This window comes from Pseudomonas muyukensis (genome assembly GCF_019139535.1).
In the GTDB taxonomy this organism is placed as follows: Bacteria; Pseudomonadota; Gammaproteobacteria; order Pseudomonadales; family Pseudomonadaceae; genus Aquipseudomonas; species Aquipseudomonas muyukensis.
The window spans coordinates 2,242,107-2,267,962 of sequence record NZ_CP077073.1 but is presented as its reverse complement, the minus strand read 5'-3'; the positions used below and the strand labels follow the sequence as shown (position 1 = coordinate 2,267,962).

At 66.1% G+C, this 25,856-nt stretch carries 25 protein-coding genes; 12 read left to right on the top strand and 13 right to left on the bottom strand.

Annotation, left to right across the window (positions count from 1 at the left end):
* Positions 1-37: 37 nt before the first annotated feature.
* A complete protein-coding gene (locus tag KSS95_RS10215) occupies positions 38-1,249 on the top strand; it encodes a pyridoxal phosphate-dependent aminotransferase (RefSeq protein WP_134693087.1) in 1,212 nt (403 codons plus the stop codon).
* A 376-nt stretch (positions 1,250-1,625) separates the two neighbouring features.
* The gene (htpX, locus tag KSS95_RS10210; protein WP_134693086.1) at positions 1,626-2,513 is read left to right on the top strand and encodes a protease HtpX; all 888 of its coding nucleotides are present in this window, start codon (positions 1,626-1,628) and stop codon (positions 2,511-2,513) included.
* 161 nt (positions 2,514-2,674) lie between these two features.
* Here the strand turns inward: htpX and KSS95_RS10205 are convergent, their stop codons facing one another.
* Positions 2,675-3,325 carry a thiopurine S-methyltransferase gene (locus tag KSS95_RS10205; RefSeq protein ID WP_217853553.1) on the bottom strand — a complete coding sequence of 217 codons (651 nt, stop codon included), beginning with the start codon at positions 3,323-3,325 and terminating at the stop codon, positions 2,675-2,677.
* 100 nt (positions 3,326-3,425) lie between these two features.
* Between KSS95_RS10205 and KSS95_RS10200 the strand changes: the two genes are divergently transcribed.
* Positions 3,426-4,178: a DODA-type extradiol aromatic ring-opening family dioxygenase gene (locus KSS95_RS10200; protein WP_217853552.1), complete on the top strand. Its 753-nt coding sequence runs from the start codon at positions 3,426-3,428 to the stop codon at positions 4,176-4,178.
* Between the two features lie 146 nt (positions 4,179-4,324).
* Here KSS95_RS10200 and KSS95_RS10195 read toward each other — a convergent pair whose 3' ends face one another.
* Positions 4,325-6,001, bottom strand: a complete 1,677-nt coding sequence (locus KSS95_RS10195) for a DEAD/DEAH box helicase (protein ID WP_217853551.1) — start codon at positions 5,999-6,001, stop codon at positions 4,325-4,327.
* Between the two features lie 436 nt (positions 6,002-6,437).
* Positions 6,438-7,193 carry a spermidine synthase gene (locus tag KSS95_RS10190; protein WP_217853550.1) on the bottom strand — a complete coding sequence of 252 codons (756 nt, stop codon included), beginning with the start codon at positions 7,191-7,193 and terminating at the stop codon, positions 6,438-6,440.
* A 117-nt stretch (positions 7,194-7,310) separates the two neighbouring features.
* Here KSS95_RS10190 and KSS95_RS10185 point away from each other — a divergent pair, with 117 nt between their 5' ends.
* Complete coding sequence (locus KSS95_RS10185) at positions 7,311-8,657, top strand: class II 3-deoxy-7-phosphoheptulonate synthase (protein ID WP_217853549.1); 1,347 nt, start codon at positions 7,311-7,313, stop codon at positions 8,655-8,657.
* On the opposite strand, the gene KSS95_RS10180 is transcribed toward KSS95_RS10185, so the two are convergent.
* Both KSS95_RS10180 and KSS95_RS10175 read right to left on the bottom strand, forming a co-directional pair.
* Entirely contained in the window at positions 8,638-9,858 is a 1,221-nt protein-coding gene (locus tag KSS95_RS10180; protein WP_217853548.1) for a winged helix-turn-helix domain-containing protein, read from the bottom strand. The two genes, KSS95_RS10185 and KSS95_RS10180, sit on opposite strands and share 20 nt — an antisense overlap.
* A 165-nt stretch (positions 9,859-10,023) precedes the next feature.
* Positions 10,024-10,218: a DUF1127 domain-containing protein gene (locus KSS95_RS10175; RefSeq protein WP_366518812.1), complete on the bottom strand. Its 195-nt coding sequence runs from the start codon at positions 10,216-10,218 to the stop codon at positions 10,024-10,026.
* 96 nt (positions 10,219-10,314) lie between these two features.
* Here KSS95_RS10175 and KSS95_RS10170 point away from each other — a divergent pair, with 96 nt between their 5' ends.
* Positions 10,315-11,166: a LysR substrate-binding domain-containing protein gene (locus KSS95_RS10170; RefSeq protein ID WP_217853546.1), complete on the top strand. Its 852-nt coding sequence runs from the start codon at positions 10,315-10,317 to the stop codon at positions 11,164-11,166.
* A 123-nt stretch (positions 11,167-11,289) separates the two neighbouring features.
* Here KSS95_RS10170 and KSS95_RS10165 read toward each other — a convergent pair whose 3' ends face one another.
* Complete coding sequence (locus tag KSS95_RS10165; protein ID WP_186662514.1) at positions 11,290-12,039, bottom strand: sulfite exporter TauE/SafE family protein; 750 nt, start codon at positions 12,037-12,039, stop codon at positions 11,290-11,292.
* Between the two features lie 115 nt (positions 12,040-12,154).
* On the opposite strand from KSS95_RS10165, the gene KSS95_RS10160 reads away from it, so the two are divergent.
* The 3 genes from KSS95_RS10160 (at position 12,155) to KSS95_RS10150 (ending at position 14,181) form a co-directional block, all read left to right on the top strand.
* Positions 12,155-13,108, top strand: coding sequence for a LysR family transcriptional regulator (locus tag KSS95_RS10160; protein WP_217853545.1), 954 nt, complete (start codon positions 12,155-12,157; stop codon positions 13,106-13,108).
* 58 nt (positions 13,109-13,166) lie between these two features.
* Entirely contained in the window at positions 13,167-13,622 is a 456-nt protein-coding gene (locus tag KSS95_RS10155) for a MarR family winged helix-turn-helix transcriptional regulator (RefSeq protein ID WP_217853544.1), read from the top strand.
* A 130-nt stretch (positions 13,623-13,752) separates the two neighbouring features.
* Positions 13,753-14,181, top strand: coding sequence for an organic hydroperoxide resistance protein (locus KSS95_RS10150; RefSeq protein ID WP_134693075.1), 429 nt, complete (start codon positions 13,753-13,755; stop codon positions 14,179-14,181).
* A gap of 227 nt (positions 14,182-14,408) precedes the next feature.
* Here KSS95_RS10150 and efp read toward each other — a convergent pair whose 3' ends face one another.
* Together efp and earP are read right to left on the bottom strand one after the other, a co-directional pair.
* Positions 14,409-14,978, bottom strand: a complete 570-nt coding sequence (gene efp, locus KSS95_RS10145) for an elongation factor P (RefSeq protein ID WP_060483780.1) — start codon at positions 14,976-14,978, stop codon at positions 14,409-14,411.
* 48 nt (positions 14,979-15,026) lie between these two features.
* Positions 15,027-16,160, bottom strand: a complete 1,134-nt coding sequence (earP, locus tag KSS95_RS10140; RefSeq protein WP_217853543.1) for an elongation factor P maturation arginine rhamnosyltransferase EarP — start codon at positions 16,158-16,160, stop codon at positions 15,027-15,029.
* A 135-nt stretch (positions 16,161-16,295) separates the two neighbouring features.
* Here earP and KSS95_RS10135 point away from each other — a divergent pair, with 135 nt between their 5' ends.
* Both KSS95_RS10135 and KSS95_RS10130 read left to right on the top strand, forming a co-directional pair.
* Positions 16,296-16,694, top strand: coding sequence for a hypothetical protein (locus KSS95_RS10135; protein WP_217853542.1), 399 nt, complete (start codon positions 16,296-16,298; stop codon positions 16,692-16,694).
* 2 nt (positions 16,695-16,696) lie between these two features.
* Positions 16,697-17,179, top strand: coding sequence for a GreA/GreB family elongation factor (locus KSS95_RS10130; protein ID WP_217853541.1), 483 nt, complete (start codon positions 16,697-16,699; stop codon positions 17,177-17,179).
* 33 nt (positions 17,180-17,212) lie between these two features.
* Here KSS95_RS10130 and KSS95_RS10125 read toward each other — a convergent pair whose 3' ends face one another.
* Entirely contained in the window at positions 17,213-18,136 is a 924-nt protein-coding gene (locus KSS95_RS10125; protein WP_217853540.1) for a LysR family transcriptional regulator, read from the bottom strand.
* 123 nt (positions 18,137-18,259) lie between these two features.
* Between KSS95_RS10125 and KSS95_RS10120 the strand changes: the two genes are divergently transcribed.
* The gene (locus KSS95_RS10120; RefSeq protein ID WP_217853539.1) at positions 18,260-19,009 is read left to right on the top strand and encodes a 3-oxoacyl-ACP reductase family protein; all 750 of its coding nucleotides are present in this window, start codon (positions 18,260-18,262) and stop codon (positions 19,007-19,009) included.
* Positions 19,010-19,162: 153 nt separating this feature from the next.
* Here KSS95_RS10120 and KSS95_RS10115 read toward each other — a convergent pair whose 3' ends face one another.
* The gene (locus tag KSS95_RS10115) at positions 19,163-20,041 is read right to left on the bottom strand and encodes a LysR family transcriptional regulator (protein WP_217853538.1); all 879 of its coding nucleotides are present in this window, start codon (positions 20,039-20,041) and stop codon (positions 19,163-19,165) included.
* Between the two features lie 108 nt (positions 20,042-20,149).
* Here KSS95_RS10115 and KSS95_RS10110 point away from each other — a divergent pair, with 108 nt between their 5' ends.
* The gene (locus KSS95_RS10110; protein WP_217853537.1) at positions 20,150-21,349 is read left to right on the top strand and encodes an MFS transporter; all 1,200 of its coding nucleotides are present in this window, start codon (positions 20,150-20,152) and stop codon (positions 21,347-21,349) included.
* A 129-nt stretch (positions 21,350-21,478) separates the two neighbouring features.
* Here the strand turns inward: KSS95_RS10110 and KSS95_RS10105 are convergent, their stop codons facing one another.
* The 3 genes from KSS95_RS10105 to KSS95_RS10095 form a co-directional block, all read right to left on the bottom strand.
* Complete coding sequence (locus KSS95_RS10105; protein WP_217853956.1) at positions 21,479-22,762, bottom strand: TolC family outer membrane protein; 1,284 nt, start codon at positions 22,760-22,762, stop codon at positions 21,479-21,481.
* Between the two features lie 78 nt (positions 22,763-22,840).
* Positions 22,841-24,133, bottom strand: a complete 1,293-nt coding sequence (locus tag KSS95_RS10100) for an HlyD family type I secretion periplasmic adaptor subunit (RefSeq protein ID WP_217853536.1) — start codon at positions 24,131-24,133, stop codon at positions 22,841-22,843.
* Positions 24,130-25,851, bottom strand: a complete 1,722-nt coding sequence (locus tag KSS95_RS10095) for a type I secretion system permease/ATPase (protein WP_217853535.1) — start codon at positions 25,849-25,851, stop codon at positions 24,130-24,132. Before KSS95_RS10095 ends, KSS95_RS10100 begins: the two co-directional genes overlap by 4 nt.
* Positions 25,852-25,856 lie beyond the last annotated feature (5 nt).

The following is a 25,856-nucleotide window of genomic DNA, read 5'->3' as shown; positions in this document are numbered from 1 at the left end:
ATAGAGGGCGGCGCGTATTCTCACTCGGGATCTCATCATGCAGTTCAGCAAATCGAACAAGCTCGCCAATGTCTGCTATGACATTCGCGGCCCCGTGCTCAAGCACGCCAAACGCCTGGAGGAGGAAGGCCACCGCATCCTCAAGCTGAATATCGGCAACCCGGCGCCGTTTGGTTTCGAGGCGCCGGACGAGATCCTCCAGGACGTCATCCGCAACCTGCCGACCGCCCAGGGCTACAGCGACTCCAAGGGCCTGTTCAGCGCGCGCAAGGCAGTGATGCAGTACTGCCAGCAAAAGGAAATCGAAGGCGTCACCATCGAGGACATCTACCTGGGCAACGGCGTGTCCGAGCTGATCGTGATGTCGATGCAGGCGTTGCTAAACAACGGCGACGAAGTGCTGATCCCGGCGCCCGACTACCCGCTGTGGACGGCCGCGGTGAGCCTGGCCGGCGGCAAGCCGGTGCACTATCTGTGCGACGAGCAGGCCGACTGGTTCCCCGACCTTGACGACATCAAGGCCAAGATCACCCCGAACACCAAGGCCCTGGTGATCATCAACCCGAACAACCCGACCGGCGCGGTGTACTCCCGCGAGCTGCTGCAAGGCATGCTGGAACTGGCGCGCCAGCACAACCTGGTGGTGTTCTCCGACGAGATCTACGACAAGATCCTCTACGACGAGGCCGTGCACATCAGCACCGCGTCGCTGGCTCCGGACCTGCTGTGCCTGACCTTCAACGGCCTGTCCAAGTCGTACCGGGTGGCCGGCTTCCGCTCCGGCTGGCTGATCATCTCCGGGCCCAAGCACCACGCCCAGAGCTACATCGAAGGCATCGACATGCTGGCCAACATGCGCCTGTGCGCCAACGTGCCGGCCCAGCACGCGATCCAGACCGCGCTGGGCGGCTACCAGAGCATCAACGACCTGGTGCTGCCGCCGGGCCGCCTGCTGGAGCAGCGCAACCGCACCTACGAGCTGCTCAACGACATCCCCGGGGTCAGCTGCGTGAAGCCGATGGGCGCGCTGTATGCCTTCCCGCGCATCGACCCGAAGGTCTGCCCGATCCTCAACGACGAGAAGTTCGCCCTCGACCTGCTGCTGTCGGAGAAACTGCTGATCGTCCAGGGCACGGCGTTCAACTGGCCATGGCCGGACCACTTCCGCGTGGTCACCCTGCCGCGGGTGGATGACCTGGAACAGGCCATTGGCCGGATCGGCAACTTCCTGCGCACCTATTCGCAGTAAGCGCCAGGGCCAACCGTAGGAGCCTTGCTGGCGAAGCAGACGACACGGTGTGGGTGGGCCGGTGTTCGCCGGCAAGGCCGGCTCCTACAACGCTCGTCACCTGCCTCAAACCCGTAGGAGCCAGCCTTGCTGGCGAACCAGGCGCCACGGTGCAGGTTACCGGTGACGCCGATGTTCGCCGACAAGGCTCCTACGCCGAACACCCAACGGCACCTTTACATCCTGCAACGCTCTGCCCCACAGCCCCTGCGCCATCCTCTGCCATACTTCCCCGCGTACACAGTTTGAAATAGTCGCCCGGTTGAATCGGCGTGGTCTCCCCCTTATATACCCCGCAGTACGCAACGAACTCATCCGTCAGGAGAACGTAACAACCATGATGCGCATTCTGTTGTTTGTAGCCACCAACCTCGCGGTGGTGCTGGTTGCAAGCATTACCCTGAGCCTGTTCGGCTTCAACGGGTTCATGGCAGCCAACGGGGTTGACCTCAACCTCAGCCAGCTGCTGGTCTTCTGCGCCGTGTTCGGTTTTGCGGGTTCGCTGGTCTCGCTGTTCATCTCCAAGTGGATGGCGAAGATGACCACTGGCACCCAGATCATCAGCCAGCCCCGCACCCGTCACGAGCAGTGGCTGCTGCAGACCGTCGAGGAGCTGTCCCGCGAAGCCGGCATCAAGATGCCCGAGGTGGGTATCTTCCCGGCCTACGAGGCCAACGCCTTCGCCACCGGCTGGAACCGCAACGACGCCCTGGTGGCCGTGTCCCAGGGCCTGCTCGAGCGCTTCTCGCCCGACGAGGTGCGCGCGGTGCTGGCCCACGAGATCGGCCACGTGGCCAACGGCGACATGGTCACCATGGCCCTGGTGCAAGGCGTGGTGAACACCTTCGTGATGTTCTTCGCCCGCATCATCGGCAACTTCGTCGACCGGGTGATCTTCAAGAACGAAGAAGGCCACGGCATCGCCTATTTCGTCGCGACCATCGTCGCCGAGCTGGTCCTGGGCATCCTCGCCAGCATCATCGTCATGTGGTACTCGCGCCGCCGCGAGTTCCGCGCCGACGAAGCCGGCGCCCACCTGGCCGGCACCAACGCGATGATCGGCGCCCTGCAGCGCCTGCGCTCGGAGCAAGGCCTGCCGGTGCACATGCCCGACACCATGAAGGCCTTCGGTATCAATGGCGGCCTCAAGCACGGCCTGGCCGGCCTGCTGATGAGCCACCCGCCGCTGGAAGACCGCATCGACGCGCTGCGTCGCCGCGGCTGATCCAGGCAGCAACAGGAAAGGGCGACTTCGGTCGCCCTTTTTTTCGCCCGGCCTGCAATACCTGTAGGAGCCAGCTTGCTGGCGAACCAGGCGCCGCGGAGGATGGCACCGGCCATGCCGGTGTTCGCCGACAAGCCGGCTCCTACAGGGTCGAAGCCAGCTCAGCGCCGTAGCCGATAGACGCGCTCAACCAGGCTTTCAACGCCTGCTTGCAGAAACTTCGGGCTCTGATCGAGAATTTCCCGCCCTTCGACCTCGTCGACCTGCCATCCGGCAAAGCCTGCTCGCACTTCGGCATCCGCCACCGAAAACGGCGGCCCGTCGATCAATGCCTGGTCGTAATCCAGAGTCACCAGCAGCCCGCGACAGGCCATCGGCAATTTCTCGCCCAGCAACGTCATGTACCGCTCGCGCATCCCAGCCGGCAGCGCAATCAAGGCCGCGCGGTCGTAGACCCCGGCGCAATCGGCAAGGTCCTCGGCACCCAAGGCGAATACATCCCCGCAGCAGATCTCCAGCTCATCGCTGCGCCAGATCTCGAACGCCCCGTGCTGCGCCAGTTGCACCTGCAAGCCATGCTCGTTGAAGAAATCCGCTACCGCGCGCCGCGACAGCTCCACCCCCAACACCCGATACCCCTGCGCGGCCAACCAGAGCATGTCCAGGCTCTTGCCGCACAAAGGCACCAGTACCCGCGCGCCGGGGGCGAGCCCCAATGCCGGCCAATGCGCCTGCAGATATGGGTTCACCTGAGGTTGGTGAAAGCCGATCTGGTTGTCCGCCCACCGTTTGTGCCAGAACGCTGGCTCCATGCTTCCTCCTGGTTTTTCGATAAAAGCCTGTGAAAACTTATATTGGATCTCGATCGTTGCCTGACCGAAGATGAAGCATCTTACCGCTCAGGATCCCACCATGCTGCCCAGCCTGTTCATTTCCCACGGCTCCCCCATGCTCGCCCTGCAACCTGGCGCCAGTGGCCCGGCCCTGGCCGAGCTGGCCCGCGCCCTGTCGCGCCCGAAAGCGATCGTGGTGGTGTCGGCGCACTGGGAGAGTCGCGAGCTACTGGTGATGAGCAATCCGCAGCCGCAGACCTGGCACGACTTCCATGGTTTTCCACCGGCCCTGTACGCCGTGCACTACCCGGCGCCCGGCGCGCCAGAACTGGCCCGGCGGGTCGCCGAACGCCTGGGCGCGCGGCTGGATGCGCTGCGGCCATTCGACCACGGCGCCTGGGTACCGCTATCGCTGATGTATCCAGCGGCCGATATCCCGGTCGTCCAGGTGTCGCTGCCCAGCCAGGCGGGCCCTGCCCTGCAATTGGAGGTTGGCCAGGCGCTGTCGGCGCTGCGCGAGGACGGCATCCTGCTGGTCGGCTCGGGCAGCATCACCCACAACCTGGGCGAGCTGGACTGGCATGCCGGGCCGGATGCGGCCGAACCCTGGGCGCTGGCGTTTCGCGACTGGGTGGTGGAGCGGCTAAAGGCGGGGGACGAGCAAGCGCTGCTGGACTATCGCCGGCAGGCACCGTTCGCCGCGCGCAACCACCCCAGTGACGAGCACCTGTTGCCGCTGTACTTCGCCATGGGGGCGGGTGAGCGGTTTGGGATCGCGCACCAGGGGTTTACCCTGGGGGCGCTGGGGATGGATATCTATCGGTTCGACTGAAGATTGCCGGGGGCGCGTTGCACCCCTTTCCGACCGGTCCGACGCCTCGGCAAGGCCGCTCCTATAGGCGGGGAGCATGGCCGGTAGATAGGCAGACAAAAAAAATCCCCGACCAAGGCCGGGGATTTTTCGTTGCCGCGTAAGGATCAGTCCTCGCGGTAGCGGCGCAGCTTGAGCTGCTTGCCGGCCACGCGGGTGTCCTTGAGCTTGGACAGCAGACGCTCCAGGCCTTCTTCCGGCAGCTCGATCAGGCTGAAGCTGTCGCGCACCTGAATGCGACCGATGGCGTCACGGGCCAGGCCACCTTCGTTGAGGATCGCCCCCAGCAGGTTCTTGGCCGCGATGCCGTCACGGGCACCCAGGGCGGTACGGCAACGCACGCGGCCTTCGGCCAGCGGCATCGGCGCACGACGCTCGCGATCACCACGGTCTGGACGCTCGGCGCGCTCGGTACGCTCGCCACGCTCACGCGGGGTGTAGGTCGGCACCAGCGGCTGCTCACGCTCAACCGAGGCCAAGTCCAGCGCCTGGCCGTTGGTGGCCTTGCGCAGCAGGGCCGAGGCCAGGGCGCGCGGGCTGCAACCCAGGGCTTCGGTCAGACGGTCGAGCAGATCGCCATGGCTGGCCTCTGCGTCGGCCACCAGCGGCGCCAGGCTGTTGGTCAGCTTCTTGATGCGCGCGTCCAGCACGGCCTGGGCGTTCGGCAGGCGGGCTTCGGCGACCTTCTGCCCAGTCACACGCTCGATGACCTGCAGCATGCGGCGCTCACGCGGGGTGACCAGCAGCAGTGCACGGCCTTCGCGACCGGCACGGCCAGTACGGCCGATACGGTGCACGTAGGACTCTGGATCGTACGGCATGTCGACGTTGAACACGTGGGTAATACGCGGCACGTCCAGGCCACGGGCAGCGACGTCGGTGGCGACGACGATGTCCAGGCGGCCATCCTTGAGCGAGTCGATCACCCGCTCACGCTGGTTCTGGGCGATGTCGCCATTCAGCGCGGCAGCCTTGTAGCCCTTGGCTTCCAGGGCAGCGGCCAGGTCCAGGGTGGCTTGCTTGGTACGCACGAAGGCGATCAGCGCGTCGAACTCTTCGACTTCCAGCAGGCGCAGCACGGCCGGGATCTTCTGGTCGGCGTGGACCATCAGGTGAGCCTGGTCGATCGCGGTGACGGTCTGGGTCTTGCTCTGGATCTTGACGTGCTTGGGCTCGCGCAGGTGACGCTCGGCGATCGAACGGATCGACGACGGCAGGGTGGCGGAGAACAGCACGGTCTGGCGCGACTCGGGGATGGCCTTGAAGATGACTTCCAGGTCGTCCATGAAGCCGAGCTTGAGCATTTCGTCCGCTTCGTCGAGTACCAGGTACTGAACGGTGGACAGGACTTTTTCGTCACGGCGCAGGTGGTCGCACAGGCGGCCCGGGGTAGCGACGACGATCTGTGCGCCATTGCGAATGGCACGCAGCTGTGGGCCCATCGGGGCACCACCGTACACAGCCACCACGTTCACGCCGGGCATCTGCTTGGCGTAGGTTTCGAATGCGGTGGCTACTTGCAGCGCCAACTCACGGGTTGGCGCCAGGATCAGGGCTTGCGGTTCGCGCTTGCTCACGTCGATCTTGTTGAGGATCGGCAGGGCGAAGGCAGCGGTCTTGCCGGTGCCAGTCTGCGCCTGGCCGATCATGTCGTGACCGGCGAGGATGATCGGGATCGACTGTTGCTGGATGGCCGACGGCTCTTCATAGCCGGTAGCCAGGACGGCAGCAACGATATTCGGGTTGAGATCGAGAGCGGCGAATCCGCCGGTTTCCTGGGTCATGGGTCTGCCTCTAGGTGCATCCGCAAAGACCCATGCTCCAAAGCTGCACATGCCTTGAAAGACCCGAAGGTCACCCAGGCAGCTTTGGCGGCGGGGATTTGCGAAAACGATTGAAAAAGAAACGTGTGAGAGGGTCCGCCTAGCGGACATGCAGCCGAAGCTGGATTCGGAGGATTTGCACCACCTGATTTTGAGGTCCGCTAAAAGACCGGCGCGTACTATACCCGAATTCGCCATGAACCGTGAGAAATATTTATAGAATGCAGCCCCATATTGGATCCAGGCTGAATCGTTTCCCTATAGGAGCGGCCTTGTGTCGCGAAAGGGCCGCAAGGCGGCCCCGGGATGCGTGCCCACCTCAAGATCGCCGGGGCCGCCTTGCGGCCCTTTCGCGACACAAGGCCGCGCCTACAGGGCTGCGTCAGCCGCCGGCTCATCAGGTCGCCGGGCGGATGGCCTTGATCAGGTACTCCAGCGAATACCCCAACTGCGGCGCCAGCGCTGCGGCCCGCGCCCGCACGGCATCGATATCCAGCGTCTGCTCCAGGTCCGCCGGCACCAGCAGGATCACATTGCCCTCCTTCACCGGCAACTCCCAGTAATGCCGGTGATACAGGCCTCGCAGCAACGCCGCCCCCAGCGGCCGGCCATCGTCGCCGGCCCACTGGTTGATCACCAGCCAGCCACCGGGGTTGAGCTGCTGCTGGCAGCGCTCCAGGAACCCCCAGGCCAGGTGCCCGACCCCAGGGCCATGGTCGGTATACAGGTCGACGAACAGCAAATCGGCCTTCTCGGCCGTGGGCAGCAGTTCCAGGGCATCGCCCACCCGCACGTACAGCCGAGGGTCGTCGTCCAGGCCCATGAACTCCATGGCCAGGCGCGGCACATCCGGGCGCAGCTCGATGGCCTCGACGTCCTCCAACGCCAGGAACTTCAGGCACGCCTGGGTCAGGGTGCCGGCGCCAAGGCCCAGGAACAACGCGCTCTCCGGCTGCGCATGGCACAGCGCGCCGACCAGCATGGCGCGGGTATAGTCGTACTCCAGCCAGCTGGGGTCGGCGGTGAAGGTGCAGCTCTGCTCGATGGCGTCGCCGAACTCGAGGAAGCGATAGTCCTCCACCTCGTACACGCTGATGACGCCAAAGGCATCCTCGACCCGTGCCAGCAGCCGCTCTTCCCGCTCCGTCGCCATCCCGCCACCTGCCCGCGCAAAACGCGCATTGTCCGTCAATGCCGGTGGTGCAACAAGCACGTCGCCAGCGTTACCATGGCAGGCACGCCCGAACCGACACTATAGATAGAGCCCGTGATGACCCGACCCTGGAGCCCTGACAGCTGGCGCGCCCTGCCGATCCAGCAGCAACCGACCTACCCCGACGCCGCGCACCTGCTCAAGGTCGAGCAGACCCTGGCCGGCTATCCGCCGCTGGTATTCGCCGGCGAAGCCCGCGAGCTGCGCCGGCAGTTCGCCGAGGTCACCCAGGGCCGGGCCTTCCTGCTGCAAGGCGGCGACTGCGCCGAGAGCTTCGCCGAGTTTTCCGCGGCGAAGATCCGCGACACCTTCAAGGTGCTGCTGCAGATGGCCATCGTCATGACCTTCGCCGCCGGCTGCCCGGTGGTCAAGGTCGGGCGCATGGCCGGCCAGTTCGCCAAGCCGCGCTCGGCCAACGACGAAACCATCGGCGATATCACCCTGCCCGCCTACCGTGGTGACATCGTCAACGGCATCGGCTTCGACGCCGCCAGCCGCGTGCCCGACCCCGAGCGCCTGCTGCAGGCCTACCACCAGGCCACCGCCAGCCTCAACCTGTTGCGCGCCTTCGCCCAGGGCGGCTTCGCCGACCTGCACCAGGTGCACAAGTGGAACCTGGACTTCATCGCCAACTCAGCCCTGGCCGACAAGTACCAGCAACTGGCCAACCGCATCGACGAAACCCTGGCGTTCATGCGCGCCTGCGGCCTGGACAGCGCGCCGCAATTGCGCGAAACCAGCTTCTTCACCGCCCACGAAGCCTTGCTGCTCAACTACGAAGAAGCCTTCGTGCGCCGCGACAGCCTCACCGGCGACTACTACGACTGCTCGGCGCACATGCTGTGGATCGGCGACCGCACCCGCCAGCTGGACGGGGCCCATGTCGAGTTCCTGCGCGGCGTGCACAACCCGATCGGGGTCAAGGTTGGCCCGAGCATGGACCCTGAGGCGCTGATCCGCCTGATTGACGTGCTCAATCCGGACAACGACCCCGGCCGCCTCAACCTGATCGTGCGCATGGGCGCCAGCAAGGTCGGCGAGCACCTGCCGGGGCTGATCCGCACCGTCGAACGCGAGGGCCGCCAGGTGCTGTGGAGCTCCGACCCGATGCACGGCAACACCATCAAGGCCAGCAGCGGCTACAAGACCCGCGACTTCGCGCAGATCCTCGACGAGGTGAAGCAGTTCTTCCAGGTGCACCAGGCCGAGGGCAGCCATGCCGGCGGTATCCATATCGAGATGACCGGGCAGAACGTCACCGAATGCATCGGCGGTGCGCGGCCGATCACCGAGGACGGCCTGTCCGACCGCTACCACACCCATTGCGACCCGCGCATGAATGCCGACCAGTCGCTGGAGCTGGCGTTCCTGATCGCCGAAACCCTCAAGCAGGTGCGCCGCTGAGCAAGGCCTGGCGCAGCTGGCTGCCCTCGGCCCGTGGGCAGTTGAGCTGCACCTGCGCCAGCCCCAACCAGCCGGCCAGGCGCCACAGGTTCAGCGCCAGCGCCTGATAACCGGCCTCGTCCAATCCTGGGGGCTGAGCATGGACCGCATGCACCGCCAGCCGCCCCTGGGCGCGTTCGGCGCGCAGGTCCAGGCGCGCGGCAATGCGCTCCTGGTACAGGAAAGGCAGCACGTAGTAGCCGTACACCCGCTTGTGGGCCGGGGTATAGATCTCCAGGCGGTAGCGAAAGTCGAACAAACGCTCAGTGCGGCTGCGCTCCCAGACCAGCGAATCGAACGGCGAAAGCAAGGCGCTGGCCTCGATGCGCCGGGGGATGCGCGGCGTGCCTGGCAGGTACGCCGGCTGTTTCCAGCCCTGTACCGTGCAGGGCTGCAGGCGCCCATCGGCGAGCAGCGCGGCCAGGGCGGCCTTGCTCTGTGGCGGCGTCAGGCGGAAATAGTCGCGCAGGTCCGATTCGGTAGCCACCCCCAGCGCCTGGGCGGCATGCAACAGCAGCCCCTGCTGCGCCTCGGCCGCGCCCGGCACTGGTTGCCCGAGCAGTTCGGCGGGCAACACCCGCTCGGGCAGGTCGTAGAGGCGTTCGAAGCCGCGACGCCCGGCCACCGTGACCTGGCCTGCGGCAAACAACCATTCCAGCGCGTGTTTTTCTTCGCTCCAGTCCCACCAGGGGCCGGCGCGCTCTGCGCGGGTCGACAGGCTGCCGGCAGCCAACGCGCCACGCTCGCGCACGGCGGCCAGGACCCGCTCGATGACCGCGCGGCGCTCGCGACCAAAGGTTGCCAACTGCCGGTAGATGCCTTTGCCGTCGGCCGCCTGGGCCATGCGCCAGCGCATCAATGGGTAGAGCGCCAGTGGCAGTAGCGAGGCCTCATGGCCCCAATACTCGAATAGCCGGCGTTGGCGGCGCGTGCCCCAGGCGAGCTGATCGAGCAGGGCCTGTGGATAATCCCCCAGGCGCGAGAACAGCGGCAGGTAATGGGAGCGGACCAGCGCGTTGACCGAATCGATCTGCACCACGCCCAACTGGTTGAGCGTGCGGCGCAGGCTGGCAAGGCTGGGCTCGGCAGCGGCAGGCTTGGCGAAGCCCTGGGCGCTCAGGGCCAGGCGCCGGGCCTGGTGGATGGACAAGCTCGAAGACACTGCATGACCTCCCTGTGGATACCGCAGAGTCTGCGCCTTGGCGAGCGCAGGAGCCAGCTTGCCGGCGAACCAGACGCCGGGCTACCTGGCACCGGCTGCGCCGGTGTTCGCCGGCAAGCCGGCTTCTACGGGGTTTGCGATCGGCCTGGCCTGTAAACCAGGCGCCTACTTGCGCAGCGGATCGTCCCAGAAATGCCGCTCGGCCTCCTGCTGGATATCGGCCCGGGACAAGCCCAGGTCATGCAGCGTGGCATCGCTCAGGCGCGCCAGCTCCTCGCGCTGGCGGTGCAGCTCGTACCAGCGCAACAGGTGGCCCAGGGGTGATGCCGTGTGGTGAGCTACGTTGAAATGACCTTTCATCATGACGCCCTCCTTGTGGATGGCTCCAGTCTCTGCCCAGGCCTAAGATCAATCCAACGAATGTTTCTGATGCCGTGCATCTAGGAGATTGATGCCATGTCCCAGTATCAGAGTCTCGATGCCGACGTGCTGCGCACCTTCGTCGCCATCGCCGAGCAAGGCGGCTTCACCCGCGCCGGCGAGGTGGTCAACCGTACCCAGTCGGCGGTCAGCATGCAGATGAAACGCCTGGAGGAAGACATCCTCCAACGCCAGCTGTTCGAGCGCGACGGCCGCCAGGTACGCCTGACCGCCGAGGGCCAGGTGCTGCTGGGTTATGCCCGGCGCATCCTCAAGCTGCATGGCGAGGTGTTCAACACCCTGCGCATGCCGCACATGGTCGGGGTGGTACGCATCGGCACGCCGGACGACTATGCCATGCGCTACCTGCCCAGCATCCTCACCCGCTTCGCCCAGGCCTACCCGTTGATCCATGTCGAGGTGCACTGCGACTCGTCCAAGCAATTGATGCTGCGCCAGGACCTGGACCTGACCATCGTCACCCGCGAACCGGGCAACGAGGTCGGCCAGCTGCTGCGCCAGGAGCGCCTGGTATGGGCCGCCGCCGAGGGTTTCTGCCCCCAGGAGCAGCGGCCGATGCCGTTGGCGCTGTTCAACACCGACTGCTTCTGCCGGGCCTGGACCTGCAACGCCCTGGAGCGCCAGGGCATCGAGTACCGCATCGCCTACACCAGCCCCAGCCTGGCGGCGATCTTCGCCATCGTCACCGCGGGGCTGGCGGTGACCGCGCAATTGCAGAGCCTGGTCGGCGGGCAACTGCGCATCCTCGGCGAAGAAGACGGCTTGCCGCAGTTGCACATGGCCAATGTGATGCTGCTGCGCAACGACCAGCAGCATTCGCCCATCACCGACTGCATGGCCGAATACATCGTCGAAGGCTTCAAATGACAGGTGGGATCCAGGGGCCGCCTTGCGGCCCTTTCGCGACACAAGGCCGCTCCCACAGGGGATCGCGTGACCTCTGTGGGAGCGGCCTTGTGTCGCGAAAGGGCTGCGCAGCAGCCCCACATACTACAGCTCGAACCCGAGCATCAGCGCGCACACCACCAGGAACCCGCAGAACATTGCCCGCAGCACCTTCTCCGGCAACGCATGGGCCAGCTTCACGCCCCAGCTGATGCTGAGCAAACCACCGATCGCCAGGGGGATACCGACGCTCCAGACGACACTCTGGTGCAGCCCATAGGTCAACAGCGTCACCAGGGTGCTCGGCGCCGCCAGCGCCAGCGACAGGCCCTGGGCCACGACCTGGGTCGTGCCGAACACCGAGGTCAATATCGGCGTGGCCACCACCGCCCCACCCACGCCGAACAGCCCGCCCATGGTCCCGGCAAAGCTGCCCAACACGCCCAACCACGGCCATGGATAGCGCAGCTGGTTGCTCGGCGGGCGCACCGGCAGGAACATCCGCGCCACGTTCCACACCGCCAGGACCACCAGAAAACCGACGAAGTACAGGCGCATTGACTGGGCATCGATCCCGACGGCCCAGATCGCCCCCAGCCAGGCAAACACGAAACTGCACAACGACAACGGCACGGCATGGCGCAGCTCGATGCGGTTGCGCTGGTGATAGCGCCACAACGCCAACAGCACGTTGGGCACCACCATCACCAGTGCCGTGCCCTGGGCCAGCTGCTGGTCGAGGCCGAACAACACCCCCAGCGCCGGAATCGCGATCAACCCACCACCAATGCCAAACAAGCCGCCCAAGGTACCCAGCGCCGCCCCCAACACGATATACATCAACCACTCGATCATCCGGGCCTCATCCGCCTGTTTTCAGAGAATGAGCAGCATGCTACCCAGTCGCGGCTAGCGGGGAAACGCACAGCAGCGCACAATGGCTGTGCGTATCTTGCATAAGCACACCTCTATGAGCCCCGATATCCTCACTGAACAACTGAGCCTGTTTCTCGACGTGTTGGAAACCGGCAGTTTCTCCGCCGCTGCCCGTCGCCACCCCCTGACCCCGTCTGCCGTGGCCCGGCGCATCGACAACCTGGAAAGCGCCGTGGGCAGCCGCCTGTTCTCGCGCAGCACCCATGCCGTGCGGCCAACTCCAGCGGGCAACGCGTTCGCCGAGCGGGCCCGGCGTATCATCGAAGAACTGCGCCTGGCGCGGGCCGAGGCGGTGTCGCTGAGCAACGCCCCCGAAGGGTTGATCCGCATCGACGCCCCCGCCGCCTTTGGCCGACGCCACCTGGCCCCGGCCATTGCCGACTTCCTGGTGGCCTACCCCGGGCTCGACGTGCAACTGCGCCTGATCGACAGCTTCGTCGACCTGCACGGCAGCCACCTGGGCGAAGTCGACCTGGTGCTGCGCGCCGGCCCCCTGGCCGATACCCGCCTGGTGGCCACGCCCCTGGCCTACATGGTGCGCATTGCCTGCGCCAGCCCTGCCTACCTGGCCAGCCGCGGGGTGCCGGCCTGCCCCAGCGAGCTGCCCGGCCACGATGGCCTGGACTGGGATGGCCTGGCACCGCCGTTCGCCTGGCGCTTCAACGTCGACGGCCAGACCCGGCTGTACCGCCCCGCCCGCATGCGCATGGCCGCCAACAACGCCGAGACCCTGCTGTTCGGTGCCCTCGCAGGATTGGGCGTGGCCCACCTGCCCACCTGGTTGATCAGCGACTACCTGCTGCGTGGCGAATTGCTCCCGCTGTTTTGCCAAAACGGTCTGCCCGAACCCGAAACCAGCGGCATTTATGCCCTGCGCCTGGAACACGAAACGAACTCTCGCAGCCGTTTGCTGCTCGAATTCCTCAAGAGCCGATTCAGTCCGCTACCACCGTGGGACCTGGCCCTGAGAAGCGAGCTGCGCTGGTAGTAAGCGCACCAAGCTTTGGCGTGCTAGATTTCCATCCTCATCGATACCAAGGACCTGCATGAACGCCGACACCCAAGCTCCCTGCAACGAGCTATTGCTGGATAACCAGGTGTGCTTCGCCCTGCACTCCACCTCGTTGCTGATGACCAAGGTCTACAAACCGCTGCTGCAGGCCCTGGGCCTGACCTACCCGCAATACCTGGCCATGCTCGTGCTGTGGGAACGGGACGGCATGACCGTGGGCGAAATCAGCCAGCGCCTGCTCACCGACCCCGGCTCCCTGACCCCCTTGCTCAAGCGCCTGGAAAGCGAAGGCCTGCTCAAGCGCAGCCGCAGCCGCGAGGACGAGCGCGTGGTACTGGTGCAACTGACCGACAAGGGCCGCGCCTTGCAAGGCGAAGCCCGCCGCGTGCCTCAATGCATCCTCCAGGCCAGTGGCCACAGCGCCGAACAGCTGCAAAAACTGCAAGCCGACCTGCTGGCACTGCGCGCGCAACTGCAAGATCACCTCTGACGGCTATGCTGTGGGCGAGCGGTTCGATGAATGGTCGAATATTTAACTTGCGCACTAAATAATTGCGCGCTAATTTAAATCCATACCCACTCAGCGCCGACGGCGCGCAGCACACAAGCGAGGCATCAAGATGCAAAAGGTCACTCCACTGTACATCGCAGAAGCCACCTCCACCGGCGGTCGCGACGGCAAATCCCGCTCCAGCGACGGCAAGCTGGACGTCAAGCTGAGCACCCCCAAGGAACTGGGTGGCGCCGGTGGCGAAGGCACCAACCCCGAGCAGATGTTCGCCGCCGGTTACTCGGCCTGCTTCATCGGCGCGCTGAAGTTCGTTGCCGGGCAGGAGAAAAAAGCCCTGCCGGCCGATGCCTCGATCACCGCCAAGGTCGGTATTGGCCAGATCCCGGGTGGTTTCGGCCTGGACATCGACCTGCACATCAACCTGCCGGGCCTGGCCCAGGCCGACGCCGAAGGGCTGGTGGAGAAGGCGCATAAGGTCTGCCCTTATTCCAACGCGACCCGTGGCAATGTGGATGTGCGCTTGCATGTAACTGTCTGACCGCAGCGGTGGCTATTCCTGTCAGAGCGGCCTTGTGTCACGAAAGGACCGCATAGCGGCCCCAGAATTCGCAAGGCCGAATCTGCTGTTCGCCTGTTCCACTGTCGGGGGCGCTTTGCGCCCCTTTCGCGACACAAGGCCGCGCCTACAGGGGTGAGGCAAGCCGCCAGAGACAGGCACAAAAAAACCCGGCCAAGGCCGGGTTTCTTGTGCTCGTCGCAAGAAGATTACTTCTTCGAACGGCCCTTGAAGCTGTTGTCGCGGGTGTCGATGTCGATCCACTCGTCGATCTGGATGAAGTCGGCGACCGAAATCTCGGTACCGTTCTTCAGCTTGGCAGGCTTCATGACCTTGCCCGAGGTGTCGCCACGCGCAGCGTTCTCGGTGTAGACGACCTGACGGCTGATGGTGGTCGGCAGTTCTACCGATACCAGGCGGCCTTCGAAGAACACCGCTTCGCAGATGTCTTCCATGCCTTCTTCGATGTACGGCAGAACGGCGTCGATGTCTTCGGCGTTCAGTTCGTACATGGTGTAGTCGGTGGTGTCCATGAAGGTGTACGAGTCACCGCTGATGAACGACAGGGTCGCTTCTTTGCGATCCAGGATCACGTCGTCCAGCTTGTCGTCCGCACCGTATACGGTTTCGGTCTTGTAGCCGGTCAGCAGGTTCTTCAGCTTGGTCTTCATGATCGCGCTGTTACGGCCCGACTTGGTGAACTCAGCTTTCTGAACCAGCCACGGGTCGTTGTCGATCCGCAGTACGGTACCGGGTTTCAGTTCTTTACCAGTTTTCATTACGAAGTATCCGAATCTGGATGGATTTATAAAAATCGAGGCCGCGTATCATAGCGAATTTCGGTAAAACTGTACCAGCCTCGTGGCAAGGTCCGGCCGAGCGGCCTGCGCGGCCTGCCATTGCCGGGCATGTTCGCGCACTTCGTCCCAGTGCGGCTGCAGCGCCGCCCAGGCCTGCCCCATCGGCCGATCCATGTTCCAGGCCCGCCACAGTTCGACCAGCGCCTGCCCGGCAGCTGGCGACAGCCCTTCACGGTAGAGGACGAGGAACGCCTCGAGCTTGTCCCAGTGGGCGTTCTCTTGCTGGATGTAGATGTGCCACAGCATCGGCACGCCGGCCCATTGCGCGCGGACGAAGGAATCCTCGCCGCGCACGGCGTTGAAGTCGCAGCTCCACAGCAGCCGGTCGTAGTCGTCCTGGCTGACGAAAGGCAGCACCTGCACCGTCAGCCCGCCACGCCGATGCAGCGCGCCCACGGGCAGCTGCGCCGTGCCCAACCATGCGCCCAGGTCCCCAAGGATGCGCCCCTGCGGCACCAGCAGGTGGGTGGGCTGGGCATCAGCGGCCAGCACATCGAGCCAGTTGCCCAACTGCGGGTTCTCATAGGCGAACAGCGAGATCAGCCGCGCGCCCTGCTGAGGCTGCACGCCCAGCCCGCCAAGGAACCTCTCCCGCTCACCGGGCGTCTGGCGCAAGGCCTGGCAACGCGGCAGCAGGCTGGCTTCACGCAGCAGGCCGCCGGTCTGCTCGGTGAAGCCTGGGAAGAAGAAGTACTTGCGCAGCCCGTTGGCCTGGGGCGATGGCAAACCATGACAGCCCTGCACCCAGTCTTCGGCGCTCAGGTAGTCCAGGTTCAACCACAAGGGGGGCGTGGGCTGCTGGGCCATGGCCTGGACGTAGCCGTCCGGCAGTTGGCAGGCGAAGGCGCCGATCACCACCTGGGCCGGCTCCGCGCCTGGCCAGGTAGCAGGCCAGTGGCGAATCTCCACCCCTTGCTGCCATTGCTGCGCCGCGCCGGGGTCAAGCTGCGGGCACAGCCGCAGGAAAGCTTGCAGGTCATCGACCCACAGGCGCACGGCCATGCCGTGCTCGGCCACCAACTGCCGGGCCAGGCGCCAGGTCACGCCGATATCGCCATAGTTGTCGACGACCGTGCAGAAGATGTCCCAGGTGGGTTTCATGGCCAGGTTCCGATGCCTGCGAAAAAAAGACCGCGGATTGTGCGGGCAAATGCCCGCAGACAAAAGCATGGCACTGAAAATAACTGCCGGGCCATGCGACAATGGCACCCTCGACCCGCCTGCCAGGAGGCCGCCATGCCCCGCCCCCGCGAACTTAGGATTACCTTGAAGCCCGTGCAGTTGATCCTGTGCGTGGCCTTCGGCCTGTGGCTCGGCGCCGTGGCCATCGCCCTGAGCCTGTGGCTGGCCCAGCGCCTGTGGCCCGAACAGGCACAACCGCTGCTCGAGGCCGCAGCCCCTGCCTTGCTGCAACCTGCGCCGGTCCACGCGCCAGCACCGAGCGAAGACGCCCAGGCGCAGATGTTCGAACGTTACCAGCAGATCCTCCACCAGCAAGAGCTGCAACAGGCCGCCGAGGCCGCCCAGGGCAACCCGCGCAACCTGAACAGCCCCAAGTGCCAGTTCTGGCTGCAACAGAACCGTACCGCGCCGACCGACAAGAGCCAGGCCAACGTCCTGGAGTTCTGCTACTGACCATGGACAAACCCGCCCTGCTGCAACGCATCGTCGCCACCCTCGAACAGGACATGCAGGTGCTGCGCCGCGCCGCCCAGACCGCCTACGAGGCCGCCACCGCCGAAGAAAACATCGCCGAGAACAAGTACGACACCCTGGGGCTGGAGGCGTCGTACCTGGCCACCGGGCAGGCGCGGCGCACCGCCGAGATCCGCCAGGCGCTGGTCACCTATCAGCAATTGCTGCTGCGCGATTACGACCCGGCACGGGGAATCCAGATCGGTTGCCGGGTGACCCTCGAAGATGAGGCGGGCCAGCAACGCCAGCTGTTCCTCGGGCCCGAGGGCGCCGGGTTGAAGATTGGCGAAGGCGCCGAGCAGGTGACGGTGATCACCCCGCGTGCGCCGCTGGGCCAGCAACTGCTCGGCAAGCGGGTGGATGACGAGATCAGCCTGGTGGTCAATGGGCTGGCGCAGGTTCAATTCATCATCGACGTCAGCTGACGCCGCACCCTGTAGGCGCCAGCAAGGCTGGCCCTACAGGGCATTGAACTGCCTGGCCAACCCCTGCTCGGCGAAACGCTCCACGACATAGTCGATGAACGCCCGAGTCTTGCCCGGCAGCAACTTGTGCTCGGCGTAGTACAGGCTGATGTGCCCATCATCCACATACCAGTCCGGCAACACCCGGACCAAACGCCCCGTGTTCAAATACGCCAGCGCGAACGGCAGGCTCACCAGGGCGATGCCCAGCCCCTGCTCGGCCACTGCGCAGGCGGCGTCGGAATCGCTCATGGTCATGCTCTGCGGCAGTTGCAACGGGCACTGCTCCTGCCAGCGACTGGTCAACGGCCAGGCCCGTACCCGTCCGGTCTGCGGCGAACGGATCAGGATACCGGCATGACGCTGCAGCCCCTGCGGATGTTCGATCGGCGGGCAGCGCTGCAGGTAGGCTGGGGCGGCCACCAGCACCCGGTGCGCCGGGGTCAGCTTGCGCGCCACCACCCCCGGCGGCAGCTCGAAACCGCCGCCGATGGCGGCATCGAAGCCCTGGCCGATCAGGTCCACCTGGCGATTGTCGAAGTGCCAGTCGGGGGTGATCGCCGGGTAACGGCGCAGGAACTCGGCCAACAGCGGCAGCACGTAGAGGCGCCCGAACACCGTACCCATGCTCACCCGCAGCAAACCGGCCGGCTGGCCTTCGGCACTGGCCAGGTTGGCCATGGCGTACTGGATGGTGCGCAAGCTGTCGCTGACCTCACCCAAAAATCGCTGCCCGGCCTCGGTCAGGGTCAGCTTGCGCGTGCTGCGCTGGAACAGCCGTACCCCCAGGCGGGCCTCCAACTGAGCGACGTTCTTGCCCACTGCCGCCGGGGTCAGGGACAGGCGCCGGGCCGCTTCGGCAAAGCTGCCGACCTCGGCGCTACGGACGAAACACTCGAGGCTGCTGAACGATTCCATAGGGCTATTACCAACCAAAGGTTTACTCTGCATATCGTGATTGCCATCTTATCAGCAGGTAATCCAAGGTCGATACTGCGTCCATCCAAGGCATCCGGCCTGGCTTGAACGCAGGAGATCAGCATGTCCCAGCAACTTCCCCTCACCGGCAAGGTGGCCCTGGTCCAGGGCGGCTCCCGTGGTATCGGCGCGGCCATCGTCCGCCGTCTGGCCCGCGACGGCGCCAAGGTCGCCTTCACCTATGTCAGCTCCGCTACGGTGGCCCAGGCCCTGGTCACGCAGATCAACGACAACGGCGGCCAGGCCTTGGCCCTGCGCGCCGACAGCGCCGATGCCAGCGCCGTGCAACAAGCCGTGGCCGACACCGCCCAGGCCTTCGGTGGCCTGGATATCCTGGTCAACAACGCCGGTGTGCTGGCGGTGGCGCCGGTGGCCGAGTTCGACCTTGGCGAGTTCGATCGCCTGCTGGCGGTCAACGTGCGCAGCGTGTTCGTCGCCACCCAGGCCGCGGTGCAGCACATGGGCCAGGGCGGGCGCATCATCAATATCGGCAGCACCAACGCCGAGCGCATGCCCTTCGCCGGCGGCGCCCCCTACGCCATGAGCAAGTCGGCGCTGGTCGGCCTGACCAAGGGCCTGGCGCGCGATCTGGGGCCGCAGGGGATCACCGTCAACAACGTGCAACCGGGGCCGGTGGACACCGACATGAACCCGGCCAGCGGCGCGTTCGCCGACAGCCTGATCCCGTTGATGGCGATCGGGCGCTATGGGCAGGTGGACGAGATCGCCAGTTTCGTCGCCTACCTGGCTGGGCCTGAGGCCGGCTACATCACCGGGGCAAGCCTGCTGGCCGATGGTGGGTTCGCGGCCTGACTCACCACATCCCTTGTAGGAGCGGCCTCGCCGAGGCGTCGGACCGGTCGGAAAGGGCTGCGCAGCGGCCTCGGCAATCCAAGCGCCAATGCTGAAATCCTGGGGCTGCTATGCAGCCCTTTCGCGACACAAGGCCGCTCCTACAGGGGAACATCAGGTCGATGGGAGGCTCTGTTCCATTACGTCGAGAAACGCCCGCGCCGCCGGCGTGGGGCTCGCCGACCAGACTGCATACAGATGCCGCACCGGCGCATCCACCAGCGGCACCATGACAACATCCTTGAAGCCCCGAGCGATACGCTCGGGGACCAGGCCAACGGCCATGCTCCGCTGGACGAACTTTTCCACCAGGCGAATATGGCCGATTTCGAATTGCACCCGATGCCGCAACCCTGCCGCCTGGAACGCCTCGTCGGTCTGCCGACGCGCCCCGGTGCCCTCGGGAAAGTCCACCAGCACCTCGTCGGCCAGCTCGGCCAGGGCCAGCTGCGCCTTGCCCGCCAGCGCATGGGCAGGCGGCAACACCGCCACCAGTTCCTCCCGCGCCAACAACCGGTGCTGCACACCGTGCAGCACTTCGCCCGGCCACAACCCGATGAAGCCGACGTCCAGGCGCCGCTCGCACACATCGGCCAACAGCAGCTCGCTCTTGGCGTTCAACCAGCGCACGTCGACATCCGGATAACGCTGGTGGAACACCGCCAGCAGATCGACCAAATCCAGCGCCGTGAGCGAGCTGATTTCGCCGATCGACAGGCGCCCACGCACCTGTCCGCAGGCGGCCGCGACATCCTCGGCCACCCGCCTGGCCGCCGCCACCGCCGGCCGGGCGCTGAGCACGAAGGCCTCGCCGGCCGGGGTCAGGCGCACGCGCCGCGAGCTGCGCTCGAACAGGCTCACCCCCAACTGCGCCTCCAGGCGCGCCACCTGGTGGCTGAGGGCCGACTGCACCACATGGCAACGCTCGGCGGCGCGGGTGAAGCTGCCACTGTCGGCCACGGCCAGGGCATATTCGAGCTGCTTGAGGTTCATCGATCTATCTGCTTTCAAGATGGATAAGTTGAAAACTATACATTGGTGTCATGCAAGACACTTCCTGATACTTGCCACCACACAACCTTGCCTGCAACGAGACTGCCCATGAACTCCCCGACTCTCGGTCGCGCCCTGATCCTGCTGATGGCCACCGCCACCGGCCTGGCCGTGGCCAGCAACTACTACGCCCAGCCGCTGCTGCACAGCATCGCCCAGCAGTTCGGCCTGAGCACCGCCAGCGCCGGCACCATCGTCATCGCCGCCCAGCTCAGCTACGGCGCCGGGCTGTTGCTGCTGGCGCCGCTGGGCGACCTGTTCGAACAGCGCCGGCTGATCGTGACCATGGTACTGATCGCCACCGCCGGCCTGGTGATCAGCGCTTGCGCGCCGAACCTGCCGTGGCTGCTGTTCGGCACCGCGCTGACCGGGTTGTTCTCGGTGGTGGCGCAAGTGCTGGTGCCCATGGCCGCCGCCCTCAGTGCCCCGGAGCAACGCGGTCGCGCCGTGGGCACGCTGATGAGCGGCCTGCTGCTGGGCATCTTGCTGGCGCGCACCGCCGCAGGCTTCATGGCCGAGCTGGGCGGCTGGCGCAGCATCTATGTGCTGGCGGCGCTGCTGATGGCGCTCAGCGCCCTGGCCCTGTACCGCAGCCTGCCGCAGCACCACAGCCACGCCGGGTTGAAGTACCCGGCGCTGATCGGCTCGGTGTTTCGCCTGTTCCTCGAGGAGCCGGTGCTGCGCCTGCGTTCGCTGCTCGGGCTGCTGGCGTTCAGCCTGTTCGCCTTGTTCTGGACGCCGCTGGCATTCCTGCTGAGCGATGCGCCCTACCACTACTCGGACGCGGTGATCGGCCTGTTCGGCCTGGCCGGGGCGGTGGGCGCGCTGGCGGCCAACTGGGCCGGGCGCCTGGCCGACCGCGGCAAGGGCCCGCTGGGCACCACCGTTGGCCTGGTGGCGTTGTTGCTGGCGTGGCTGCCGCTGGGCTTCGCGCAAAGTTCGCTGGCGGCGTTGCTGGTGGGGGTGCTGCTGCTCGACCTGGCGGTGCAGCTGGTGCATGTGAGCAACCAGAACGCGGTGATCGTGCTGCGCCCCGAGGCGCGCACACGGCTCAATGCCGGGTATATCACCTGTTACTTCATTGGCGGGGCGCTGGGGTCGTTGCTGGGGACACAGCTGTTCGAGGTGCATGGCTGGGATGGGATCGTGGTGGCCGGACTGGTGATCGGTGCGCTGGCGCTGGTGGTGTGGGGGCTGGCTGAGCGCAAGCGGGGGAAACGCCTGAGCGTCGGGATATCCCCCCTGTAGGAGCGGCCTTGTGTCGCGAAAGGGCCGCGTAGCGCCCCAGGATTCGTGCATCAAGCTGATATCGCCGGGGCCGCTACGCGGCCCTTTCGCGACACAAGGCCGCTCCTACAGAGATTTGTGCATGCCTGGTCAGCCTGACTTGCCCTCGATGAACGCTTCATCCACCCGTGCCAGTTGCGTTTCGCTGAGCATCCCCGCCTGGTAGTGCAGCTTGATCCACGCCAGCAGGTAGTCGTAGCGCGCCTGGGCCAGGTCGCGGCGAGTGGTGGCCAACTGCTGCTCGGCGTTGAGCACGTCGAGGTTGACCCGCTCGCCCCCTTGCACGCTCTTGCGCGTGGACACCACCAGCGCCTCGGCCGCCACCAGCGCCCGCTCATAGGCACGCAGGCGGCTGGCGCCGGACTGGCAGGCGTTGTACTGCTTGCGCAGTTCGATCAGCGCGCTGCGGGTGTTGCCGTCCAGCTCGTACTCGGCCTGCTCCAGGTGCCGGCTGGCCTGGCGGGTCGAGGCCATCACCCCGCCGCCGGCGAAGATCGGCACGCTGACCTCGATGCCCACGGTATTGGTGTCGTAGCGCTGGTTGTAGGTGTTGCCGCTGTCCGACTCCTGGCGCCGCGAGGTGGCGAAGGCGGTGACCTTGGGCAGGTGCCCGGCGCGGTTGCGCTCCACTTCGTAACGCGCCACATCCAGCGCCTGGCGCGATGAGGCCAGCTGCGGGTTGTTGGCCAGCGCGCGCTCCTGCCAGGCCTCGTAGCCGCTCGGGTCGACCACCGGCAAGGCGAAGTCGACGCGCAGCGGCGCCAGGTCCTCGACCCGCACCGCCGGCTCGCCGATCAACGCGCCCAGCTCGCGCAGGGCGGCGTCCTGGTCGTTGCGCGCCTGGATCTCTTCGGCATCGGCCAGTTCATAGCGGGCCTGGGCTTCGAGAATGTCGGTGCGCGTGCCTTCGCCGGCGTCGAACAGCCGCTGGTTCTGCTGGAACTGCTGGCGGTAGGCCTGCTTGCTGGCAACACTGATGGCGATCTGGTCCTGGGCGAACAGCGCCTGGGTGTAGCTGGTCATCACCCGCACCAGCAGTTGCTGGCTCTGGTCGCGGAAACTCTCGTCGGCGTACAGCGCCTGGGCCACGCCCTTGCGGTAGCTGGAATAGGCCTCGTAGTCGAACAGCGGCTGCTGGAGGATGAAGGTCGAGCCCATGCTGTTGTAGTTGCGGTCTTCCTTTTGCCGCCGCGAATCCCCCAGGTAGCGCACCTCGGAGTCGTTGCGCCCCTTGTTGTAGTTGTACGAGATGTTCGGCAGCAGGCCGGCGCGGCCGATGGCGCGGTATTCCTGGCCCGCCTCGCGGGCCTTGAAGGCGGCGAGGTAGGTCGGGTCGCGGCGCAGGGCCTGCTCGTAGACCTGGAACGGCCCCATGGCCGCCTGGGTGGCTGCCGGCAGCCAGGCACAGGCGACCAGCAGCCCGATCAGTGGGTACTTCTTCACTGGGCGTCCTTATTGTTCGGTCAAGGCGGTACCTGCGCGATCGAGCAGGGGTTTGAACAGGTAGTTGAGCAGCGAGCGCTCACCGGTACGCACGAACAGCTCGGCCGGCATGCCCGGGCGGATCGCCAGGCCCTGCAGGCGCGCCAGTGCCTCTTCGCTGACGGTGCTGCGCAGCACGTAGTACGGCTGGCCGCTGCGTTCGTCGATCAACTGGTCGGCGGAAACCAGCGCCACCTCCCCGCTGACCCGCGGCGTGCGGTTCTGGTTGAAGGCGGTGAACAGGATGTCCACCGGCAGCTGCAGGGCGACCTTGTCCACCAGGTTCACCGGCAGGCGCCCTTCCACTTCCAGCGCGGTGCCCTGGGGCACGATCTCCAGCAAGGTATCGCCGGCGCGCACCACCGCACCTTCGGTGTGCACGCCAAGGTTGACCGCGATGCCATCGGCCGGCGCCAGGATCTCGCTGTGCTGCAGTTCGAAGTGCGCGGAGTTGAGCTGCTGCTCCAGGGTCGCGGCCTTGACCTGGGCCTCGGCCAGTTGGCTGCGCACCTCCTTCTGGTACTCCTCGCGGCGCTGTTGCAGGTTGAGCCGCGCCTCGACGATCACCTGCTCCAGGCGCGCGCTTTCGCCGGCGTTCTGCGCCAGGTCGCGCTGCACCTGCGACAACTGGCGCTGGTACTCGAGCACGCGGTTACGCGGGATGTAGCCATCGCCGGCCAACGGGCGCAGGCTGTCGAGCTGCTCGCGCAGCGAGTCGGCCTGGGCCTGCAGGTCGCCACGGGCACGGCGCATGCCGCCCAACTGGGCCTGGGAGCCATCGATGCTCGCCGCCAGCGCGCCCTGCTCGCGGGCCTGGGCCTGGCGACGGCTGTCGAACAGTTGCCGCTGGCCTTCGAGGATCAACGCCAGGCGGGCGTCGGTATCTTCCAGCAGTTCGGCGGGAAACTGCACCTGGGCCAGGTTGTCGCGCTCGCTCTGCCAGCGTGCCAGGCTGGCGCGGGTCATGCGGTACTGGGCCTGCAAGGCATCGACATCGGCCTGCGCCTGGGTGCCGTCAAGGCGGAACAGCGGCTCGCCCTGATGCACCGTCTGGCCCTCGCTGACCAGGATCCGGCTGACCACGCCCGCCGCCATCGACTGCACCGCCTTGCGCTTGCCCGAAACCACTACGGTGCCTTGCACCGGCACCCCCTGGTCGAGCGGCGCCAGGCTGGCCCAGGCCATGAAGCCGCCAAAGCCGAGCAGCGTCAGCGCCCAGCCCAGGCGCACATGGAAACGGGCATCGCGTTCGTGTCGGCTCATGCGCCACCTCCGGCCTGCAGCGGTCGTTGCGCCTGGGCCTGGCCCATGGCGTGGAGAATGTCGCGGGCAGGCCCGAAGCCCTGCATGCGGCCTTCGTTCATCACCAGCAACTTGTCGGCCTGGGCCAGCGCCGCGCTGCGATGGGTCACCAGCACCACGGTACGGCCCTGCGCCTTGAGCTGCACCAGCGCACTGGCCAGGGCCGATTCGCCGTGGCTGTCGAGGTTGGAGTTGGGCTCGTCGAGCACCACCAGGCTGGGGTTGCCGTACAAGGCGCGGGCCAGGGCGATGCGCTGCTTCTGCCCACCGGACAGGTCGACGCCCTCCTCGCCCAGGCGCGTGTCGTAGCCCTGGGGCAGGCGCAGGATCAGCTCGTGGACCCCGGCCAGGCGCGCGGCCTCGACCACCTTGTGGCTGTCCAGCTCGCCGAAGCGGGCGATGTTCTCGGCGATGCTGCCGCGCAGCAGCTCGATAGTCTGTGGCAGGTAGCCGATGTGCGGGCCGAGGGCCTCGCGGTCCCACTGGCTGAGCTCGGCGCCATCCAGGCGGACATGGCCGCCAAGGGTCGGCCACACGCCAACCAGGACCTTGGCCAGGGTCGACTTGCCCGAACCCGAGGCCCCCAGCACCCCCAGCAACTCCCCCGCCGCCAGGGCGAAGTGCACCTGCTGCAAGGTGGCCTGGTTACGCCCGGGCGGGCCGGCGCTGATCTGCTCCACGCTCAGTTGCCCGGTCGGCGCTGGCAACGGCATCGGCGCCGGTGGCTCCGGGTGCTCGCGCAGCAGGCTGTCCAGACGCTGGTAGGCCAGCTGGGCGCCGCTCCATTGCTTCCACACCGCGATCAGCTGGTCGATCGGCGCCAGCACCCGGCCCATGAGGATGGACCCGGCGATCATCATGCCCGGGGTCATCTGCCCCTCGATCACCAGCAGCGCACCCAGCCCCAGCACCAGCGATTGCAGGCACAGGCGCAGGCCCTTGCTGGTGGCGGTGATCACCGCCGAGGTGTCACTGGCCTGGTTCTGCAGGTCGAGGAATCGCCCGTGCAGGCTGAACCAGCGCTGGCGCAGCGCGCCGAGCATGCCCATGGCCTGGATGCTCTCGGCGCTCTGCAACTGGCTGCCGGCAAGCTGCGTCGACTGCTGCTGGAAGCCACTGGCCGCGGCCAGGGTGGCGTGGGTCATGCGCTCGTTGAGCACGGCCAGGGCGATCAGCAGCAATGCGCCGACCGTGGCCATCACCCCGAGCCAGACGTTGAAGACGAAGATCACCGCCAGGTACAGGGGAAACCAGGGCGCGTCGAAGAAGGCGAACAACGCCGGGCCGGTGATGAACTGGCGCAGTTGGGTCAGGTCGCCCAGGGCCTGTCCGGCGGCACCATCACGCTGGCGCAAGTTGCGCTCGAAGGCCGCGCGATAGACCTTGAGGTTAAAACTTTTTTCCAGTTGGTTGCCCACCCGGATGACAATGAAACTGCGCACCGCTTCCAGCGCGCCTATATACACGAAGAAGCCGACCACCATCAGGGTCAGCATCCACAAAGTTGTGGTGTTCTGCGAACTCAGTACACGGTCGTACACTTGAAGCATATAAATCGACGGCACCAGCATGAGCAAGTTGATCAAGGCCGTGAAACAGCCCACGCTGATCAAGGTCGATTTATATTCGCCGAGTGCCGCCCACAAAGGCGCCCCGGGCTTTTTGCTCGGTAGTTTCATGTTTC

Bases quoted from the DNA above. Each gene is read 5' to 3' on its own strand.
- KSS95_RS10215 (WP_134693087.1), top strand. From the start codon at position 38: ATGCAGTTCAGCAAATCGAACAAGCTCGCCAATGTCTGCTATGACATT.
- htpX (WP_134693086.1), top strand. From the start codon at position 1,626: ATGATGCGCATTCTGTTGTTTGTAGCCACCAACCTCGCGGTGGTGCTG.
- KSS95_RS10205 (WP_217853553.1), bottom strand. From the start codon at position 3,325: ATGGAGCCAGCGTTCTGGCACAAACGGTGGGCGGACAACCAGATCGGC.
- KSS95_RS10200 (WP_217853552.1), top strand. From the start codon at position 3,426: ATGCTGCCCAGCCTGTTCATTTCCCACGGCTCCCCCATGCTCGCCCTG.
- KSS95_RS10195 (WP_217853551.1), bottom strand. From the start codon at position 6,001: ATGACCCAGGAAACCGGCGGATTCGCCGCTCTCGATCTCAACCCGAAT.
- KSS95_RS10190 (WP_217853550.1), bottom strand. From the start codon at position 7,193: ATGGCGACGGAGCGGGAAGAGCGGCTGCTGGCACGGGTCGAGGATGCC.
- KSS95_RS10185 (WP_217853549.1), top strand. From the start codon at position 7,311: ATGACCCGACCCTGGAGCCCTGACAGCTGGCGCGCCCTGCCGATCCAG.
- KSS95_RS10175 (WP_366518812.1), bottom strand. From the start codon at position 10,218: ATGAAAGGTCATTTCAACGTAGCTCACCACACGGCATCACCCCTGGGC.
- KSS95_RS10170 (WP_217853546.1), top strand. From the start codon at position 10,315: ATGTCCCAGTATCAGAGTCTCGATGCCGACGTGCTGCGCACCTTCGTC.
- KSS95_RS10165 (WP_186662514.1), bottom strand. From the start codon at position 12,039: ATGATCGAGTGGTTGATGTATATCGTGTTGGGGGCGGCGCTGGGTACC.
- KSS95_RS10160 (WP_217853545.1), top strand. From the start codon at position 12,155: ATGAGCCCCGATATCCTCACTGAACAACTGAGCCTGTTTCTCGACGTG.
- KSS95_RS10155 (WP_217853544.1), top strand. From the start codon at position 13,167: ATGAACGCCGACACCCAAGCTCCCTGCAACGAGCTATTGCTGGATAAC.
- KSS95_RS10150 (WP_134693075.1), top strand. From the start codon at position 13,753: ATGCAAAAGGTCACTCCACTGTACATCGCAGAAGCCACCTCCACCGGC.
- efp (WP_060483780.1), bottom strand. From the start codon at position 14,978: ATGAAAACTGGTAAAGAACTGAAACCCGGTACCGTACTGCGGATCGAC.
- earP (WP_217853543.1), bottom strand. From the start codon at position 16,160: ATGAAACCCACCTGGGACATCTTCTGCACGGTCGTCGACAACTATGGC.
- KSS95_RS10135 (WP_217853542.1), top strand. From the start codon at position 16,296: ATGCCCCGCCCCCGCGAACTTAGGATTACCTTGAAGCCCGTGCAGTTG.
- KSS95_RS10130 (WP_217853541.1), top strand. From the start codon at position 16,697: ATGGACAAACCCGCCCTGCTGCAACGCATCGTCGCCACCCTCGAACAG.
- KSS95_RS10125 (WP_217853540.1), bottom strand. From the start codon at position 18,136: ATGGAATCGTTCAGCAGCCTCGAGTGTTTCGTCCGTAGCGCCGAGGTC.
- KSS95_RS10120 (WP_217853539.1), top strand. From the start codon at position 18,260: ATGTCCCAGCAACTTCCCCTCACCGGCAAGGTGGCCCTGGTCCAGGGC.
- KSS95_RS10115 (WP_217853538.1), bottom strand. From the start codon at position 20,041: ATGAACCTCAAGCAGCTCGAATATGCCCTGGCCGTGGCCGACAGTGGC.
- KSS95_RS10110 (WP_217853537.1), top strand. From the start codon at position 20,150: ATGAACTCCCCGACTCTCGGTCGCGCCCTGATCCTGCTGATGGCCACC.
- KSS95_RS10105 (WP_217853956.1), bottom strand. From the start codon at position 22,762: ATGGGGCCGTTCCAGGTCTACGAGCAGGCCCTGCGCCGCGACCCGACC.
- KSS95_RS10100 (WP_217853536.1), bottom strand. From the start codon at position 24,133: ATGAGCCGACACGAACGCGATGCCCGTTTCCATGTGCGCCTGGGCTGG.
- KSS95_RS10095 (WP_217853535.1), bottom strand. From the start codon at position 25,851: ATGAAACTACCGAGCAAAAAGCCCGGGGCGCCTTTGTGGGCGGCACTC.